The sequence below is a fragment of the Roseiarcus sp. genome (genome assembly GCF_052145395.1).
Classification (GTDB): Bacteria; Pseudomonadota; Alphaproteobacteria; order Rhizobiales; family Beijerinckiaceae; genus Roseiarcus.
Genome location: NZ_JBKQOT010000901.1, coordinates 1 through 13,865 on the forward strand (window position 1 = coordinate 1; position 13,865 = coordinate 13,865).

Sequence of the window (13,865 nt, forward strand, 5' to 3'; positions counted from 1 at the left end):
CGACCACGCCTCGAACGCCCTGCCGCCGGATTACGGGACGCTCGGCCTCGATCCACAAGCGCTCGAGCGTCACATCGCCTACGACATCGGCGCGGCGGCTCTGACCCGCGCGCTGGCGTTGCGGCTCGACGCGCCCGCCGTGCTCTCAACCTTCTCGCGCCTGCTGATCGACCCCAACCGCGGCGCCGACGATCCGACGCTGGTCATGCGCTATTCCGACGGGGAGATCGTGCCCGGCAACGCGCGGGCAGACAGCGCCGAGATCGCGCTGAGGCGCGAGCGCTACTGGGCGCCCTATCGCGAGACGGTCGCCGCCACGATCGAGGCGATGCTGGCGACCGGCGAACCGCCGGGGCTCGTCTCGATCCATTCCTTCACCCCCGTCTGGCGCGGGACGGCGCGGCGGTGGAAGATCGGTGTTTTGTGGGACCGCGACGACCGCATTCCCGCGCCGCTTCTCGCCGCCCTCCACGATGAGGAGGACCTCCACGCTCACGGCATTGGCGACAACGAGCCTTACGACGGGGCGCTTGCGGGCGACACGATCGACGCCGTCGCCACCGCCCGCGGCCTCGCCAACGCGCTGATCGAGGTCCGCCAGGACCTGATCGCCGAACAGGCAGGCGCCGAGGCCTGGGCCGACCGGCTCGGCCGGCTTCTCATGCCCATCCTCGCCGACCCGGGCTCCCGGGCGCCGAAAGATTTTGGCAGCCGCGCCTGCCCGGCGCGTCCCCTCGCCCCGCGATAGCACCCCCTACCGCTGGGCGAAGGGTCAGCCACACCCTCGCCGCGGTTCGTCCACAAGGCGCGCGGCCTTGACGCCGCTTTGCGTTTGGCGTCCTTGTCGCCGCCCCCGAGAAGACAGGAAGAGAGTCGCTATGGCTGAGCCGGCGAAAAAGGACGAGATCGCGGCCGGGATCGAGGAGGTCAACGCCGGCCATTTGCGCGCCTTCATCGAGCGCATCGAGCGGCTCGAGGAGGAGAAGCGTGCGCTCTCCGACGACATCAAGGATGTCTACGGCGAGGCCAAGGCCAACGGCTTCGACGTGAAAGTCATGCGCAAGATCGTGTCGATCCGCAAACAGGACCGCGACAAGCGGATCGAGGAAGAGACGATCCTCGACCTTTACCTGGCGGCGCTGGGAATGAACTGAGGGCGCCGCATTCCAGGCTCCGCGGTCTGCAAAGACCTCGTCGCAGGCAAAAGACGCGTCGGCTGAGCGGCATGCGGACGCTAGGCGGCTCGGAGCGGGCGCCTAGACCGGCAAACGAATGTCCCCTATCTGTCATTCGTCGCGCGATCAGTTCCGCGCCGTTTTCCGTTTTCCTGTTTCCGTTTTTTTGACTTAGCCGCCACTCAGGATGACGTCTATGAGCGCGTCTGCGACGACGGGCGGAGGGGGCCCGAAGGAGCCGATTCCCGATTTCCTGTCCGGAGGCGGGGAACTCGGCGCGCTGTTGCGGGCCCATCCCTGGCATGAGACGCCATTGGGGCCGCCGGCGTTCTGGCCGCAAAGCCTCAAGATGGCCATCCGGATCATGTTGACGTCCCGCCAGCCGATCTGGATCGGCTGGGGGGAAGAGCTCCTCTTTTTCTATAACGATCCTTACAAGTCCATCATCGGCGGCAAACACCCCTGGGCGCTCGGCCGGCCCACGCGCGAAGTCTGGCGCGAAATCTGGCCTGAGATCGGCCCGATGCTGGATACCGCGCTCGGCGGCGATCAGGGCACGTATGTCGAGTCTCAGCTCCTGATCATGGAGCGCAACGGCTATCCGGAAGAGACCTACTACACCTTCTCGTACAGCCCGATCCCGAACGACGACGGCGCGGTTGGCGGGATCTTCTGCGCCAACAGCGACGATACGCGGCGCGTGCTCGGCGAGCGGCAACTCGGGCTGCTCCGGGATCTCGCGACGGAGGCGAGCCACGCGCGCAACTGGCGGGAAGCCTGCAGGCAGAGCGCCGCCGCGCTGGAAAAGAACCCGTGCGATCTCCCGTTCGCCATGATCTATGTCGCCGACCGGGACGCCTGCTCGGCGGAGCTCGCGGGGGCGTCGGGCATCGACCCCGGCCATAGGCTTGCGCCCGCGACGATCGAGTTCGAGCGCGTGAGCCCCTGGCCTCTCAAGGACGTCCTGCGGTCGCAGACGATCCAAGTCGTCGCCGACCTGAAGGCGCTGCTTTCGGACACGGCCATCCCCGCGGGTCCGTGGCCCACTCCCCCGACCCAGGCGGCCTTGATTCCCATCTTGCCGACAGGCGAAACGGGGCGCGCGGGCGTGCTTGTGGTCGGCCTCAATCCGTTCCGGCTGCTCGACGAGAACTACCGCGGCTTTCTCAGTCTCGCCGCGGGGCAGATCGCCGCGGCGATCGCGAACGCTCAGGCCCACGAGGAGGAGCGACGGCGCGCCGAAGCACTGGCGGAGCTCGACCGCGCCAAGACGACCTTCTTCTCGAACATCAGCCACGAGTTCCGCACGCCGCTGACGCTGATGCTCGGGCCGATCGAGGACGTGCTGGAGGACGCGCCCAACCGGCTCAATCCGACCCATCGCGGCCGTCTGGAGACGGCGCATCGGAACAGTCTCCGCTTGCTGAGGCTTGTGAACGCGCTCCTGGATTTCTCTCGCATCGAGGCGGGTCGCGCCGACGTCAGCTTCGAGCCGGTCGATCTTGCGCGGCTGACCGGCGAACTGGCGTCGAACTTCGAGTCGGCGACGGAGCGGGCCGGCATCACGCTGCGGATCGACTGCGCGGAACTTCCCGAGCCCGTCTATGTCGACCGCGACATGTGGGAGAAGATCGTCCTCAATCTCCTGTCGAACGCGTTCAAGTTCACTTTCGAGGGGGGGATCACGATCGCACTGAGGAGTTCGGCGGATCGCCGGTTCGCAAAACTGATCGTGCGCGACACCGGGGTCGGGATTCCGCAATCGGAGCTGCCGAAGCTGTTCGAGCGATTCCACCGGATCGAAGGGCAGAGAAGCCGCTCGTTCGAAGGGTCGGGGATCGGCCTCGCGCTGGTGCAGGAGCTCGTGAGGCTGCACGGCGGGACGACCGAGGCGGAAAGCGAGGAAGGCAAGGGCACGGCGTTCACAATCTCGATCCCGTATGGGACGGGGCATCTCTCGGCGGAAAAAATCGGCAGCGGACGCTCCCGTATCTCGACCTCGCTGCGCGCCGGGGCCTTCGTCGAGGAGGCTTTGCGGTGGCTCCCCTCGGACGACGCGTCGGGTGAAAGTCCAGACGATCGCGCCGACGAAATTGTCGAGATCGGGTTTGAGGGACGGACCGCCGGGTCCCGCATCCTGGTTGTCGACGACAACGTCGACATGCGCAACTACGTCCGCCGGCTGCTCGGATCGCGATGGGAAATCGAGACGGCCGCGGACGGTCAAGAGGCGCTGGAAGCCGTCCGGGCGCGAAAGCCCGACCTGGTCCTCAGCGACGTCATGATGCCGCGTCTCGACGGCTTTGGCCTTTTGCGCGAGCTCAGGCGCGAGGATGCGTTCCGCGACCTTCCCGTGATCCTCCTGTCGGCGCGCGCCGGCGAGGACGCCCGCGTGGAGGGCCTGGACGCCTCGGCCGACGACTACCTGACGAAGCCCTTCTCGGCGCGGGAGCTGATCGCTCGCGTGAACGCCAATCTCGAGACGGCGCTCCTTCGGCGGGAGGCGACGCGCGACCTGCGGGAAAGCGAGGCGCGCTTCCGCAACATGGCCGAGCACGCGCCGGTGATGATGTGGATGACCGATCCGACCGGATCTCTCACCTACCTCAACCGGCAGTGGACGGAGTTCACCGGACAGCTTCAGGAGGAGGCGCTGGGGTTCGGCGCCTGGGAAGCCTTGCATCCCGAGGACCGTCAGCGGGCGCGCAGCGCCTTCTTGGAGGCGAATGCGGGTCGCGCGCCGTTCCGGATCGAGTATCGGCTGCGCCGCAGCGACGGCGGATATCGCTGGGCGCTGAGCGCCGCCGGACCCCGCTTCGACGACGACGGACAATTCCTCGGATATATCGGCTCGGTGATCGACATCGCCGACCGCAAGGAAGCCGAACAGATCCTGCTCCAGGCCAACGAGTCGCTGGAGCAGCGCGTCGCCGCTGCGATCGCCGAGCGCGCGCGGGCCGAGGCCCAGCTGCTCCAGGCGCAGAAGATGGAAGCCGTCGGCAAACTCACCGGCGGCGTGGCGCACGACTTCAACAACGTCCTGCAGGTCATCGGCGGCAACTTGCAGCTCATCGGCCGCGACATCGCCGGCAACGCGCGCGCCGAGCAGCGTCTGCAGACGGCCATCTCCGCCATCTCGCGCGGATCCAAACTGGCCGCGCAGCTGCTCGCATTCGGACGGCGGCAGCCGCTCGCGCCGAAGGTCGTCAATCTCGGCCGCCTGATCCGCAGCATCGACGACATGCTCCGCCGGGCGCTCGGCGAAGGGGTTGAAATCGAGACTATCGTCGCCGGCGGATTGTGGAACACCTTCGTCGACACGGTCCAGGTCGAAAACGCCCTGCTCAACCTGGCGATCAACGCGCGCGACGCGATGGACGGGCACGGAAAGCTCACGATCGAAGCCGGCAACGCCTATCTCGACGACGGCTATGCCGCGCGCCACGCCGAAGTGTCAGCGGGTCAGTACGTCATGATCGCCGTCTCGGACACCGGCGTCGGGATCCCTCCCGACATCATGGATCAGGTCTTCGAGCCGTTCTTCACGACGAAGCCGGAGGGCCAGGGGACCGGTCTCGGGCTCAGCATGGTCTACGGGTTCGTGAAGCAGTCTGGGGGACACGTCAAAATCTACAGCGAAGTGGGCCACGGCACGACGGTGCGCATCTATCTGCCTCGGGCGCGAGCGCTGGAAGACGTCGAAACGGACACCGACGTCGGCCCCGCGACGGGCGGCGCGGAAACCGTTCTCGTCGTGGAAGACGATGCAGAGGTGCGGGGGACCGTTGTCGATATGCTCTCCGATATCGGCTATCGCGTCCTGAAGGCGAAGGACGCCGAAAGCGCGCTGGCGATTGTCGAGAGCGGCGTTCCGATCGACCTTTTGTTTACCGACGTGGTTATGCCCGGCCCCCTGCGCAGCCCGGAGCTTGCCCACAAAGCGAAGGAACGCCTGCCCAATCTCGCCGTGCTCTTCACCTCTGGATACACCGAGAACGCCATCGTTCACGGCGGCCGTCTGGACGAAGGCATCGAGCTTCTCAGCAAGCCCTACAGCCGCGAGGCGCTGGCCCGCAAAATCCGTTATGTCCTGCGCAACCAGCAGCAGCGCCGCGTCGCCCGGTCGCCCCAGCGTTCCAAGGAACGGCGCCCCGCCGGCGACCTGCGCCTGCCGGCGCGGCCGCTCCAGGTTCTTCTGGTCGAGGACGACGCCCTGATCCGGTTCTCCACCGGGGAAATGCTGGCGAGTCTCGGTCATTCGGTCACCGAGGCGGAGAATGGCGCGGCGGCTCTCGAAAGGCTCGACACGGGCGCGTTCGACGTCATCGTGACGGACCTCGCACTGCCGGGCATGTCGGGAGAGGACCTCGCGGCCCTCGCCGTCGAGCGCCGCCCGGACCTGCGCGTCGTTTTCGCCACCGGCTACGAGATGCGGACGCGCGCCGGCCGCGCGGACGCGGTCCCTGACGCGGTGGTTCTCCAAAAGCCCTATGACGAAAAGAGCATCGCCAGGGCCCTCATGACCGCGATGTCATCGTCCGGCTCGGGTGCGGACAGGGATTGAATGCGTCCCGGGGAGGCGGCCAATTCCGCCGCCGCGCCGTCGCCTGCGGTCGGGATCAACCCGTCAGGCTGGACATGGGAACGATGAGGCGGATCGAGAGGCCATCCGGCTTCCATTCCCGGGAAAGCTCGCCGCCGAGCTGCTTCTCGACTGCAATGCGCGAGAGCACGCCCCCGAATCCTTCGCGCCCCGCGGCGGGCTGGACGACCGGGGGGCCGCCCCGCTCCGTCCAGTTCAGCGCGACCTGCTCGCCGTCCTCGACGCTGACGACGTCGATCGTTCCGACTTCCGTCGACAGCGCGCCGTACTTGGCGGCGTTGGTCGCGAATTCGTGAATCAGGAGCGCCAGGCTCGCGACCGATCCCGACGCGACCGGGAGATCCGCGCCCGACACCGCAATCCGGGAGCGACCGTCCTGACCCTGCCCGTCGAACGGCGCCACGATCGTCCGAATGAGGGACTGGAGCGTCGCGGGGTGGTCCGACGATTCGACCACGCCATGCGCGAAAGTCAGGGCATGCGCTCGCGCCAGCGCCGCGAGCCGCTCCCGGGCCGCATCCGCGAGCTCCTGAACCGAATGCGCCGAGCGCGCGCTCAAGCCCACGATGCTGCTCGAAAGGGCGAACAGGTTCTTCACCCGATGACTCATCTCGCGCAGAAGCAGCTGCTGCCGGTCGCGCGCCCTCTTGAGCTCGGTGATGTCGCGGGCGATCTTCGAGGCGCCGATGATCTCGCCCCTCGCGTTCCGGATCGGCGAGACGGTGAGCGAGATGTCGATCAGATTGCCGTGCTTGTGCTGGCGCACGGTCTCGAAATGATGAATGGGCTCGCCGCGCCGGATCGTATCGAGGATCTTCGGCTCTTCTTCGTGGCGCTCCCTGGGGATGATCAGCGTCACCGGCTGTCCGATCGCTTCCGCCGCGGAATAGCCGAACAGGCGCTCCGCGCCCCGGTTCCAGCTCAGGATGACGCCGTCGAGGTCCTTGGACAGAATGGCGTCGTCGGACGACTCGACGATCGCCGCATAATGCAGCGCCTCGCGGATGGCCCGGCCGCCCTCTTCCAGCCGCTTTGGCGCCTGAACATTGCCTCCGTTCCCCATGCCCGTCGGCGGCGGATGGACCGGTTGATCGACGTTGCTCATGGGTCGCCGCTCCGGCGGCAGAATACGTGGGTGCCTATGTTGAGTGACGTAAACATCTGCTCGTAGGTCCTTCGACGAGGAGCGATGCGCGTCGTTCGCCGCCTCTAAGCTTGGATCGCCAATGCGCTGTTCGCGCGTCGTGACTTCCGAACGGCGTACGCTCCGGAACAATACAGATGGGATGACGTTTCTCAATGCCAAAGAGGGGTCGAAACTCGTGGCGCAGCCGAGAGCGAGCTGGAAAGGCTATCTCAAGATCGCCGAGCTGACCTGCCCGGTCGCGCTTTACGCGGCCGTGTCGCGTTCGGAGCGTATTGCTCTTCATTCCGTGAGCCGGAGCAGCGGCTCGCGGCTGCGTCGGCAATTCTTCGATTCGGTGACCGACGAGCCCGTCGAGCGGGAGGATCAGGTCAAGGGATACGAAGTCGGCAGGGATGAATATGTGGTGCTCGAACCCGAGGAGATCGCCGCTGCGGTTCCGCGCAGCGACAAGACCCTCGCCGTCTCCGCCTTCGTCGATGAGGCGGAAATCGACGAGATCTATTTCGACAGGCCCTACTATCTGGCGCCGTCCGACCGGAGCGCCTACGAGGCCTTCGCGGTAATCCACGGCGGTCTTAGTCGAACCGCCACGGTCGCGATCGCCGAGACGGTGCTTTTCCGGCGGGCGCGCGCCGTGCTGATCCGCGCCAGCGGACCAGAACTGGCGGCGATCACGCTCAATTACGATTACGAGGTCCGGTCGGCGCGGGACGCGTTCGCCGACGTGCCCGACATCGAGATCAAGGGCGAGATGCTCGAACTCGCCGAGCACATCATTCAGACGAAGCGCGGCGCATTCGACCCGCGCGCTTTCCACGACCGCTACGAGGCCGCGCTGGCGGACCTGGTCAAGGCCAAGCTCGAAGGCCGCCGGATCGAGCCGCCGAAGCGGGCCAAACCGACGCCTGCAACCGATCTCATGGCCGCGTTGCGCGAGAGCGCCGGGCTCGGCGGGAAGGCGCCGCCGCCTCGAACGCCGGAAAGGTCGGAGCCGCGGCGCGGCGGCCGGCGGAAGGCTGCAGGCTGATCGCATGGCGCTGGAGCGATACCGCGCCAAGCGCAACTTCTCGACGACGCCCGAGCCCAACCCGACGGCGGCGGGCGCAGACGACGGCCACCTGTTCGTCGTGCAGAAGCATGACGCGCGCCGGCTCCACTACGATTTCCGCCTCGAGCTGGACGGCGTCCTGAAGAGCTGGGCGGTGACGCGCGGGCCGAGCCTCGTTCCCGGCGAGAAGCGCCTCGCCGTCGAGGTCGAGGACCATCCGCTCGAATACGGCGCCTTCGAGGGCACGATCCCGAAGGGCGAATACGGCGGCGGCGCGGTGCTCCTCTGGGACAGGGGATTCTGGACGCCGATCGGCGACCCCCATGCCGGGCTCGCCAAGGGTCATCTTGAATTCGAGCTTCACGGGGAGAAGCTCCAGGGCCGCTGGATGCTGGTCCGAATGCGTCCGAAGCCTCGCGACAAGCACTTGAACTGGCTCCTGATCAAGAGCCACGACCAATACGCGCGCGAAAAGGACGAGGCCGACATTCTCGAAGAGCGGCCGGAATCGGTCTCGACCGGAAGGCCGATCGACGAGGTTGCTGAGGACGCGCCGGGGTGGTCGAAGGAGGGTCCGATCGGGGCCTGGGCGAAGAAGGCCACGCGCGGCGCCGCCTTCGACCCTGCGTCCCTGCCGGGCGCGAAAAAGGCCCCGACGCCCTCGGTCGTTGAGCCGATGCTCGCGACGCTGGCCGAAACGCCGCCTGACGGCGCGCGCTGGATTCATGAGGTCAAGCTTGACGGGTATCGCATCTTGGCGCGGATCGCCGACGGCCGCGTGCGGTTGATCACGCGCGGCGGACTCGACTGGACGGGAAAATTCGGGCCGGAAATCGTCGAGGCGTTCCGAGCCTTGCCCGTGCGCGAGGCCGTAATCGATGGCGAGCTCGTGGTCGAGACCAGCGGCGCTTCGAACTTCTCGGCGCTGCAGGAGGCGCTGAGTGAAGGGCGGACCGACCTGCTCGTCTACTACGCTTTCGATCTTCCCTATCTCGACGGCTACGACCTGACCGGGACCCCGCTCATCCGCCGCAAGGAAGCGCTTCAGGCCATCTTAGGAGAGGACGCAGGACCGCTGCGCTTCAGCGGCCATTTCGAGGAGAGCGGCGAAATCGTGCTGCGTCACGCCTGCCGGCTCGGGCTGGAAGGCGTGATCTCGAAGGACCGCGATTCCCCCTATCGAGCCGGGCGCGGCCGGAGCTGGCTCAAGTGCAAATGCGCCGCGCGACAGGAATTCGTGATCGGCGGCTTTACGGTTTCGACCGCCTCGGCCAAGTCGATCGGCTCGCTTGCGCTCGGCGTCTACGAGCAGCGCGCCTTGCGCTACGTCGGCCGGGTCGGAACCGGCTTCAGCGCCGCCGTGGCGCAGGGTCTCTTTCAGCGCCTCGAGACGATTCGCAGCCCGACCAGTCCCTTCGCCGACCGGCTCAGCGCCGACCAGGCGCGCCAAATCCGCTACGTCCGGCCAGAGCTGGTCGCGGAGGTCGACTTCCGCGCCTGGACGGCCGACGGCCTTCTGCGCCACGCCTCGTTCCGAGGGTTGCGCGAGGACAAGCCCGCTGAAGAGATCGTGCGCGAGGAGCCGCGCTCCGAAGCGCAGCCGAAACCGGGGACGCACGCCATGACGCTCACGCATCCCGACCGTCTCTACTGGCCGGACGACGGAGTGACCAAGGAGGGCCTTGCGGACTACTACGCCGAGGTGTGGAGCCGCATGGCGCCTTTCGTCGTCGAGCGGCCGCTCGCGCTCCTGCGCTGCCCCGATGGGATCAACGGCCAAAAATTCTTCCAGAAGCACGCGTGGAAGGGCCACGGCGATGCCATCATGCTGGCGCGCGACCCAAAGGAGCCCGGCGAGCCGCTGATCGCGATCCGCGACTTCGACGGCCTGATCGACCTTGTCCAGTCGGGCGCGCTCGAGATTCATCCGTGGGGTTCGACGCTCGCCGACTGGGAGCGTCCCGAGACGATCGTCATGGACCTCGATCCCGGAGAGGGCGTGGCGTGGGAGAGCGTGATCGAGGCGGCGCGGGAGGTGCGCGCGCGGCTCGCCGACAGGGGCCTCGCCGCCTTCGTCAAGACGTCGGGCGGCAAGGGCCTGCATGTCGTCTCGCCGTTGACCCCTGCGGCCGATTGGCCGGAGGTCAAAGCGTTCACCAAGTCGATCGCCGACGCGATGGCGGCGGACAGTCCCGGACGCTACGTCTCCACCATCGCCAAGGCGAAACGCACGGGAAAGATTCTGATCGACTATCTTCGCAATCAGCGCGGGATGACCGCCGTCGCGGCCTATTCGACGCGCGCGCGCCCCGGCGCGGCCGTCTCGGCGCCGCTCGAATGGGACGAACTGGGGCCGGGGATCGGGCCGGCGTTCTTCACGGTCGCCAATACGCCCGCTCGCCTCGCTTCGCTGCGCCGGGATCCGTGGGCCGATTTTCGCGCGGCTGCCGCGCCGGTCGGCTCGGGGAAACGCCGCCGGCGGAAAGCGGCCTAAAGAGTCAGCGTTTCGGCTTGGCCGGCGGCTTTTTTGCTTTGGCTTCGGCGGCGACGCTGCGGCGCAAGGCGTCCATGATGTTAACCACGTTGGACGGCGTTTCGTCCGGCTCCTGCTTGGACGCGGTTTTATGCGGAAGTCCTTTCTTTTTCTCGTTGATAAGCTCGCTCAGCCGTTCCTGGACGGGGTCGCGGACCATCTCGGAGCTCCAGGGCGCCTTGCGCTCCTCTATCACCTTTTCGATCAGGCGGAGGAGGCCGGGATCGACGTCGCGGTCGCCAACGCCGGCGAAGATGTCGCGAGGGTCCGTGACTTCCTCGCCGTAGCGCAGGGTCCAAAGCACGATCCCCTTTTCGCGCGGCTTCAGGATCACCGCGCGCTCGCGACGATAGAGAACGAGCCGGGACACGCCGATCGTCCCCGTCGAGCGCATGGCGTCGCGGATGACGCAGTAGGCCTCCTCGCCGACCGGATCGTCGGGCGCCAGGTAGAACGGCGTGTCGCACCAAACCCAGTCGATGCTGTCGCGCGGCATGAAGCCTTCGATGTCGATGCTGCGGGCGCTGTCGAGCCGGACGGACTCAAGTTCCTCGTCCTCCAGAATGAGATAATCGGCTTCCCCGCGGGCATATCCCTTCGCCTCGTCGTCCTCCTCGACCCTGCGCCCGGTCTCTTCGTCGACGTACCGGCTAACGACGCGGTTTCCCGTCTTGCGGTTGAGGGTGTGGAAGCGAATCTTCTCGCTGTCGCTTGTCGCCGGCGAAAGCGCGACGGGGCACGTGACCAGCGACAGTTTCAGATAGCCCTTCCAGAAGGCGCGCGGCGCCATGGCTTCAGAGCCTCTTCACGGGTTCGACAAGTCTGTCGACGCCGAACGCGCTCCACCACTTCTCATGCAAGAGCGTCTCCCGCGCCCGAGATCGCCAGAGGCCGCCGGCGCGGTCGGGGGCCGAGCAAAGAAACGCACGTCGCCGCTTACGGTTCCATTCAGGCGACAGTGTTGATCTTGGGAAGAGCGCCATGCGCATTGCCTTCATGGTGAGGCGCGCGGCGCAGCCAATGGCTGCGCAAAAGCAGCGCCCTAACGACGCGCGGCGCCCCGCGCTTTGCCTCGCGCCTCGCCCGCCGCGTCGAGCCCGGAGAGAAGTTCCTCGAACCGGGCCGGGAGCGGCGCCTGGAGAAGGTCGTCATAATGGGCCTTCAGGGCGCGCCCGATCGCGTCGAGCGGCGCCGCGTCGAGCGCCGGCGGAGCAGCAGACCGATCTTCCAAGGCGTTCGACTTGGCCATGTTGTCCTCTTCGAAACCTCATCAGTGGCGGTCGACCAGGGTCAGCGACCGATAGGTCCGGCGCGAAGCGCTTGAAGCCCTGAATCTTGTCACTTCGGTGTCGCCGACTTCAAGAGGCGGAACCTAGGTATTTTCCACAATTGCTTACTACCAGTCTAGTGGCAAGCTAAGTAGGCGCGGGGAAGCCGGCGGGGACGCCGTCATGCGACGGCTCGGCTGGCCAGGAGGGTATGAATCGATGCCAATCTCGAACGAAATTGGGCAATCGCTCCCCTATCTCCGGCGTTTTTCGTGCGCTCTCAACGGAAGCCAGGAGAGCGGAGACGCCTACGTCGCTGCGACCCTCGAATACCTCATCGCCGAGCCGCGCGCGTTCCGGCGCGACATCCCGCCCAGGATGGCGCTGTACCATGCGTTTCTGAAGGTATGGCCCGCGACCTGCCGCGACGATCCGGATTACGACGCGGCGCTGGCGTCGGCCGTCGATCGCAAACTCGCAGCGCTTTCGCCGCAGACGCGCCAGGCTTTCCTCCTGCACACGGTCGAGAGCTTCTCGGTCGCAGAGGTCGCGGCGATCATGGACGTCGGTCGCGGTCGGGTAAATAGCCTGCTGGCGCGCGGCGCCGGCGACCTCGCGCGCGAGCTCGCTGCGCGGGTCATGATCATCGAAGACGAACCGATCGTCGCGATGGACCTCGAACATATCGTGGAGGATCTCGGCCATCAGGTCGTGGGGGTGGTCCGGACTCGCCGCCAGGCCGTCGCGCTCGCGGCCGAGCGGGAGCCCGAGCTGATCGTCGCCGACATCCAGCTCGCCGACGGCAGCTCTGGCATCGACGCGGTCAACGAAATCGTCGGCAAGAAAGGCAAGCCGGTGGTGTTCGTCACCGAGCATCCGGGCATCTTCCTCGGATCCGCGGGGAACCGGCCGGAGCCAGTCTTCCTTCTGTAAGCCGTTCAATGCGGATACGGTGCGCTCGGCGGTGAGCCAGGCCCTGTTCTTCGACCGGCGGGCGAGAGCAGCCGCCTGAGCAAGCCTGGGTCGCGCCGCGGCGCGCCCGCCTCCGCTCGCGATTCCTCTCGCCGCTCGATTCGGCCCTGTGAAGACCCGAACCCGCGGCCGAACGACCACGCGAGAGCCGGGCGCCCGGGCGCGCCACGACGAACCCTCCGACGATCCGGTTCATCAGGGGTTGCTCAATTAGAAAGAGGGACTGCTCCTGCACCGGCCCTAGGGTCCGTCGGGCAGTGTTACCTCAGGGCCCGGCGGCGGCAACTCCTGCGGGTCCGACGGCGAGATGACGTCGGGCTCGGGCGCGGGGACCTCGGCCGGAAAATCCGGCGGAGGCGTCTCCGGCGGAGCGGGCGGCCGGATGACGTCGGGCTCCGGGGTCGGAATCCCCTCGCCGGGCTTCTGGGTGGGCATCAAAGTCTCCATCTCTCTCACAGCAATGCGTCCGGCAGTCCTTTGTTCCTCGCGTCCGACCGCAGCCGGTCCCGAAGGGGGCGGACGGTTAAGGGACGGTTAATCCAGGAACAATCGCCGCCATGCGCAGTTGGGCGCCCGGGGGCTGCGCCTCACCTGGAGATCCCCATGCCCGACATTCGCAACGCCCGCTTCCTGATTCTCGCTGCCGACGGCTTCGAGCAGCTCGAGTTGACAGTTCCTCGCGACGCACTCCGCAAGGCCGGGGCGAAGGTGGACGTCGCGACGCCGACCGGATCACCCATCCGCGGCTGGAACAAGACCGACTGGGGCGAGACCGCGCCGGCCGACCTCAAGATCGCCGACGCCAGGCCCGAGGGCTACGATGCGCTCGTCCTGCCCGGCGGGGTCATCAATCCCGACAAGCTCCGCGTCGACGAGAGCGCCATGCGCGTCGTTCGGGCTTTCCTGGACAGCGGCAGACTGGTCGCCGCCATCTGCCACGCGCCCTGGCTGCTCGTGCAAGCAGACGCCGCCGAGGGGCGAAGGATGACATCCTATACCCGGACTCATTGAGGGGGCGAAAAGGGGCTTGCGTCGGAAGGGTTTTCGGATTCGGCTGGAGGCATGATTCGCGGCGGGTTTCTTTCGCCTCGCCAGCGCGCTGAATTGCTGGCGCTGCTG

General features: G+C 67.0%; 11 protein-coding genes. 7 read left to right on the forward strand and 4 right to left on the reverse strand.

Translation table 11 applies throughout. The annotated features are described in order from the left end of the window. The 3 genes from ACLP25_RS31215 to ACLP25_RS31225 all read left to right on the forward strand — a co-directional run. Window positions 1-748 (forward strand): N-formylglutamate amidohydrolase (locus ACLP25_RS31215; protein ID WP_442472966.1); only part of this gene is annotated, 748 nt, incomplete at its 5' end. Window positions 749-878: 130 nt separating this feature from the next. Continuing rightward, window positions 879-1,154: a DUF2312 domain-containing protein gene (locus ACLP25_RS31220; RefSeq protein WP_442472967.1), complete on the forward strand. Its 276-nt coding sequence runs from the start codon at window positions 879-881 to the stop codon at window positions 1,152-1,154. A 217-nt stretch (window positions 1,155-1,371) separates the two neighbouring features. Then, a complete protein-coding gene (locus ACLP25_RS31225) occupies window positions 1,372-5,739 on the forward strand; it encodes a response regulator (RefSeq protein WP_442472968.1) in 4,368 nt (1,455 codons plus the stop codon). 55 nt (window positions 5,740-5,794) lie between these two features. Here the strand turns inward: ACLP25_RS31225 and ACLP25_RS31230 are convergent, their stop codons facing one another. Continuing rightward, complete coding sequence (locus tag ACLP25_RS31230; protein ID WP_442472969.1) at window positions 5,795-6,883, reverse strand: PAS domain S-box protein; 1,089 nt, start codon at window positions 6,881-6,883, stop codon at window positions 5,795-5,797. A 181-nt stretch (window positions 6,884-7,064) separates the two neighbouring features. Between ACLP25_RS31230 and ku (ACLP25_RS31235) the strand changes: the two genes are divergently transcribed. Then, complete coding sequence (gene ku, locus ACLP25_RS31235; RefSeq protein ID WP_442472970.1) at window positions 7,065-7,952, forward strand: non-homologous end joining protein Ku; 888 nt, start codon at window positions 7,065-7,067, stop codon at window positions 7,950-7,952. Window positions 7,953-7,956: 4 nt separating this feature from the next. Continuing rightward, window positions 7,957-10,467 carry a DNA ligase D gene (gene ligD, locus ACLP25_RS31240; protein WP_442472971.1) on the forward strand — a complete coding sequence of 837 codons (2,511 nt, stop codon included), beginning with the start codon at window positions 7,957-7,959 and terminating at the stop codon, window positions 10,465-10,467. A gap of 4 nt (window positions 10,468-10,471) precedes the next feature. On the opposite strand, the gene ku (ACLP25_RS31245) is transcribed toward ligD, so the two are convergent. Together ku (ACLP25_RS31245) and ACLP25_RS31250 are read right to left on the reverse strand one after the other, a co-directional pair. Next, on the reverse strand, window positions 10,472-11,296 hold the full coding sequence (gene ku, locus ACLP25_RS31245) for a non-homologous end joining protein Ku (RefSeq protein WP_442472972.1): 825 nt from the start codon (window positions 11,294-11,296) through the stop codon (window positions 10,472-10,474). Between the two features lie 252 nt (window positions 11,297-11,548). Continuing rightward, window positions 11,549-11,755: a NepR family anti-sigma factor gene (locus ACLP25_RS31250; protein WP_442472973.1), complete on the reverse strand. Its 207-nt coding sequence runs from the start codon at window positions 11,753-11,755 to the stop codon at window positions 11,549-11,551. Window positions 11,756-11,993: 238 nt separating this feature from the next. Here ACLP25_RS31250 and ACLP25_RS31255 point away from each other — a divergent pair, with 238 nt between their 5' ends. Beyond that, entirely contained in the window at window positions 11,994-12,707 is a 714-nt protein-coding gene (locus ACLP25_RS31255; RefSeq protein ID WP_442472974.1) for a response regulator, read from the forward strand. A gap of 279 nt (window positions 12,708-12,986) precedes the next feature. On the opposite strand, the gene ACLP25_RS31260 is transcribed toward ACLP25_RS31255, so the two are convergent. After that, window positions 12,987-13,181, reverse strand: coding sequence for a hypothetical protein (locus ACLP25_RS31260; protein WP_442472975.1), 195 nt, complete (start codon window positions 13,179-13,181; stop codon window positions 12,987-12,989). Window positions 13,182-13,349: 168 nt separating this feature from the next. Here ACLP25_RS31260 and ACLP25_RS31265 point away from each other — a divergent pair, with 168 nt between their 5' ends. Beyond that, the gene (locus ACLP25_RS31265) at window positions 13,350-13,757 is read left to right on the forward strand and encodes a DJ-1/PfpI family protein (RefSeq protein WP_442472976.1); all 408 of its coding nucleotides are present in this window, start codon (window positions 13,350-13,352) and stop codon (window positions 13,755-13,757) included. Window positions 13,758-13,865 lie beyond the last annotated feature (108 nt).

Bases quoted from the DNA above. Each gene is read 5' to 3' on its own strand.
- ACLP25_RS31220 (WP_442472967.1), top strand. From the start codon at position 879: ATGGCTGAGCCGGCGAAAAAGGACGAGATCGCGGCCGGGATCGAGGAG.
- ACLP25_RS31225 (WP_442472968.1), top strand. From the start codon at position 1,372: ATGAGCGCGTCTGCGACGACGGGCGGAGGGGGCCCGAAGGAGCCGATT.
- ACLP25_RS31230 (WP_442472969.1), bottom strand. From the start codon at position 6,883: ATGAGCAACGTCGATCAACCGGTCCATCCGCCGCCGACGGGCATGGGG.
- ku (WP_442472970.1), top strand. From the start codon at position 7,065: ATGACGTTTCTCAATGCCAAAGAGGGGTCGAAACTCGTGGCGCAGCCG.
- ligD (WP_442472971.1), top strand. From the start codon at position 7,957: ATGGCGCTGGAGCGATACCGCGCCAAGCGCAACTTCTCGACGACGCCC.
- ku (WP_442472972.1), bottom strand. From the start codon at position 11,296: ATGGCGCCGCGCGCCTTCTGGAAGGGCTATCTGAAACTGTCGCTGGTC.
- ACLP25_RS31250 (WP_442472973.1), bottom strand. From the start codon at position 11,755: ATGGCCAAGTCGAACGCCTTGGAAGATCGGTCTGCTGCTCCGCCGGCG.
- ACLP25_RS31255 (WP_442472974.1), top strand. From the start codon at position 11,994: ATGCCAATCTCGAACGAAATTGGGCAATCGCTCCCCTATCTCCGGCGT.
- ACLP25_RS31260 (WP_442472975.1), bottom strand. From the start codon at position 13,181: ATGCCCACCCAGAAGCCCGGCGAGGGGATTCCGACCCCGGAGCCCGAC.
- ACLP25_RS31265 (WP_442472976.1), top strand. From the start codon at position 13,350: ATGCCCGACATTCGCAACGCCCGCTTCCTGATTCTCGCTGCCGACGGC.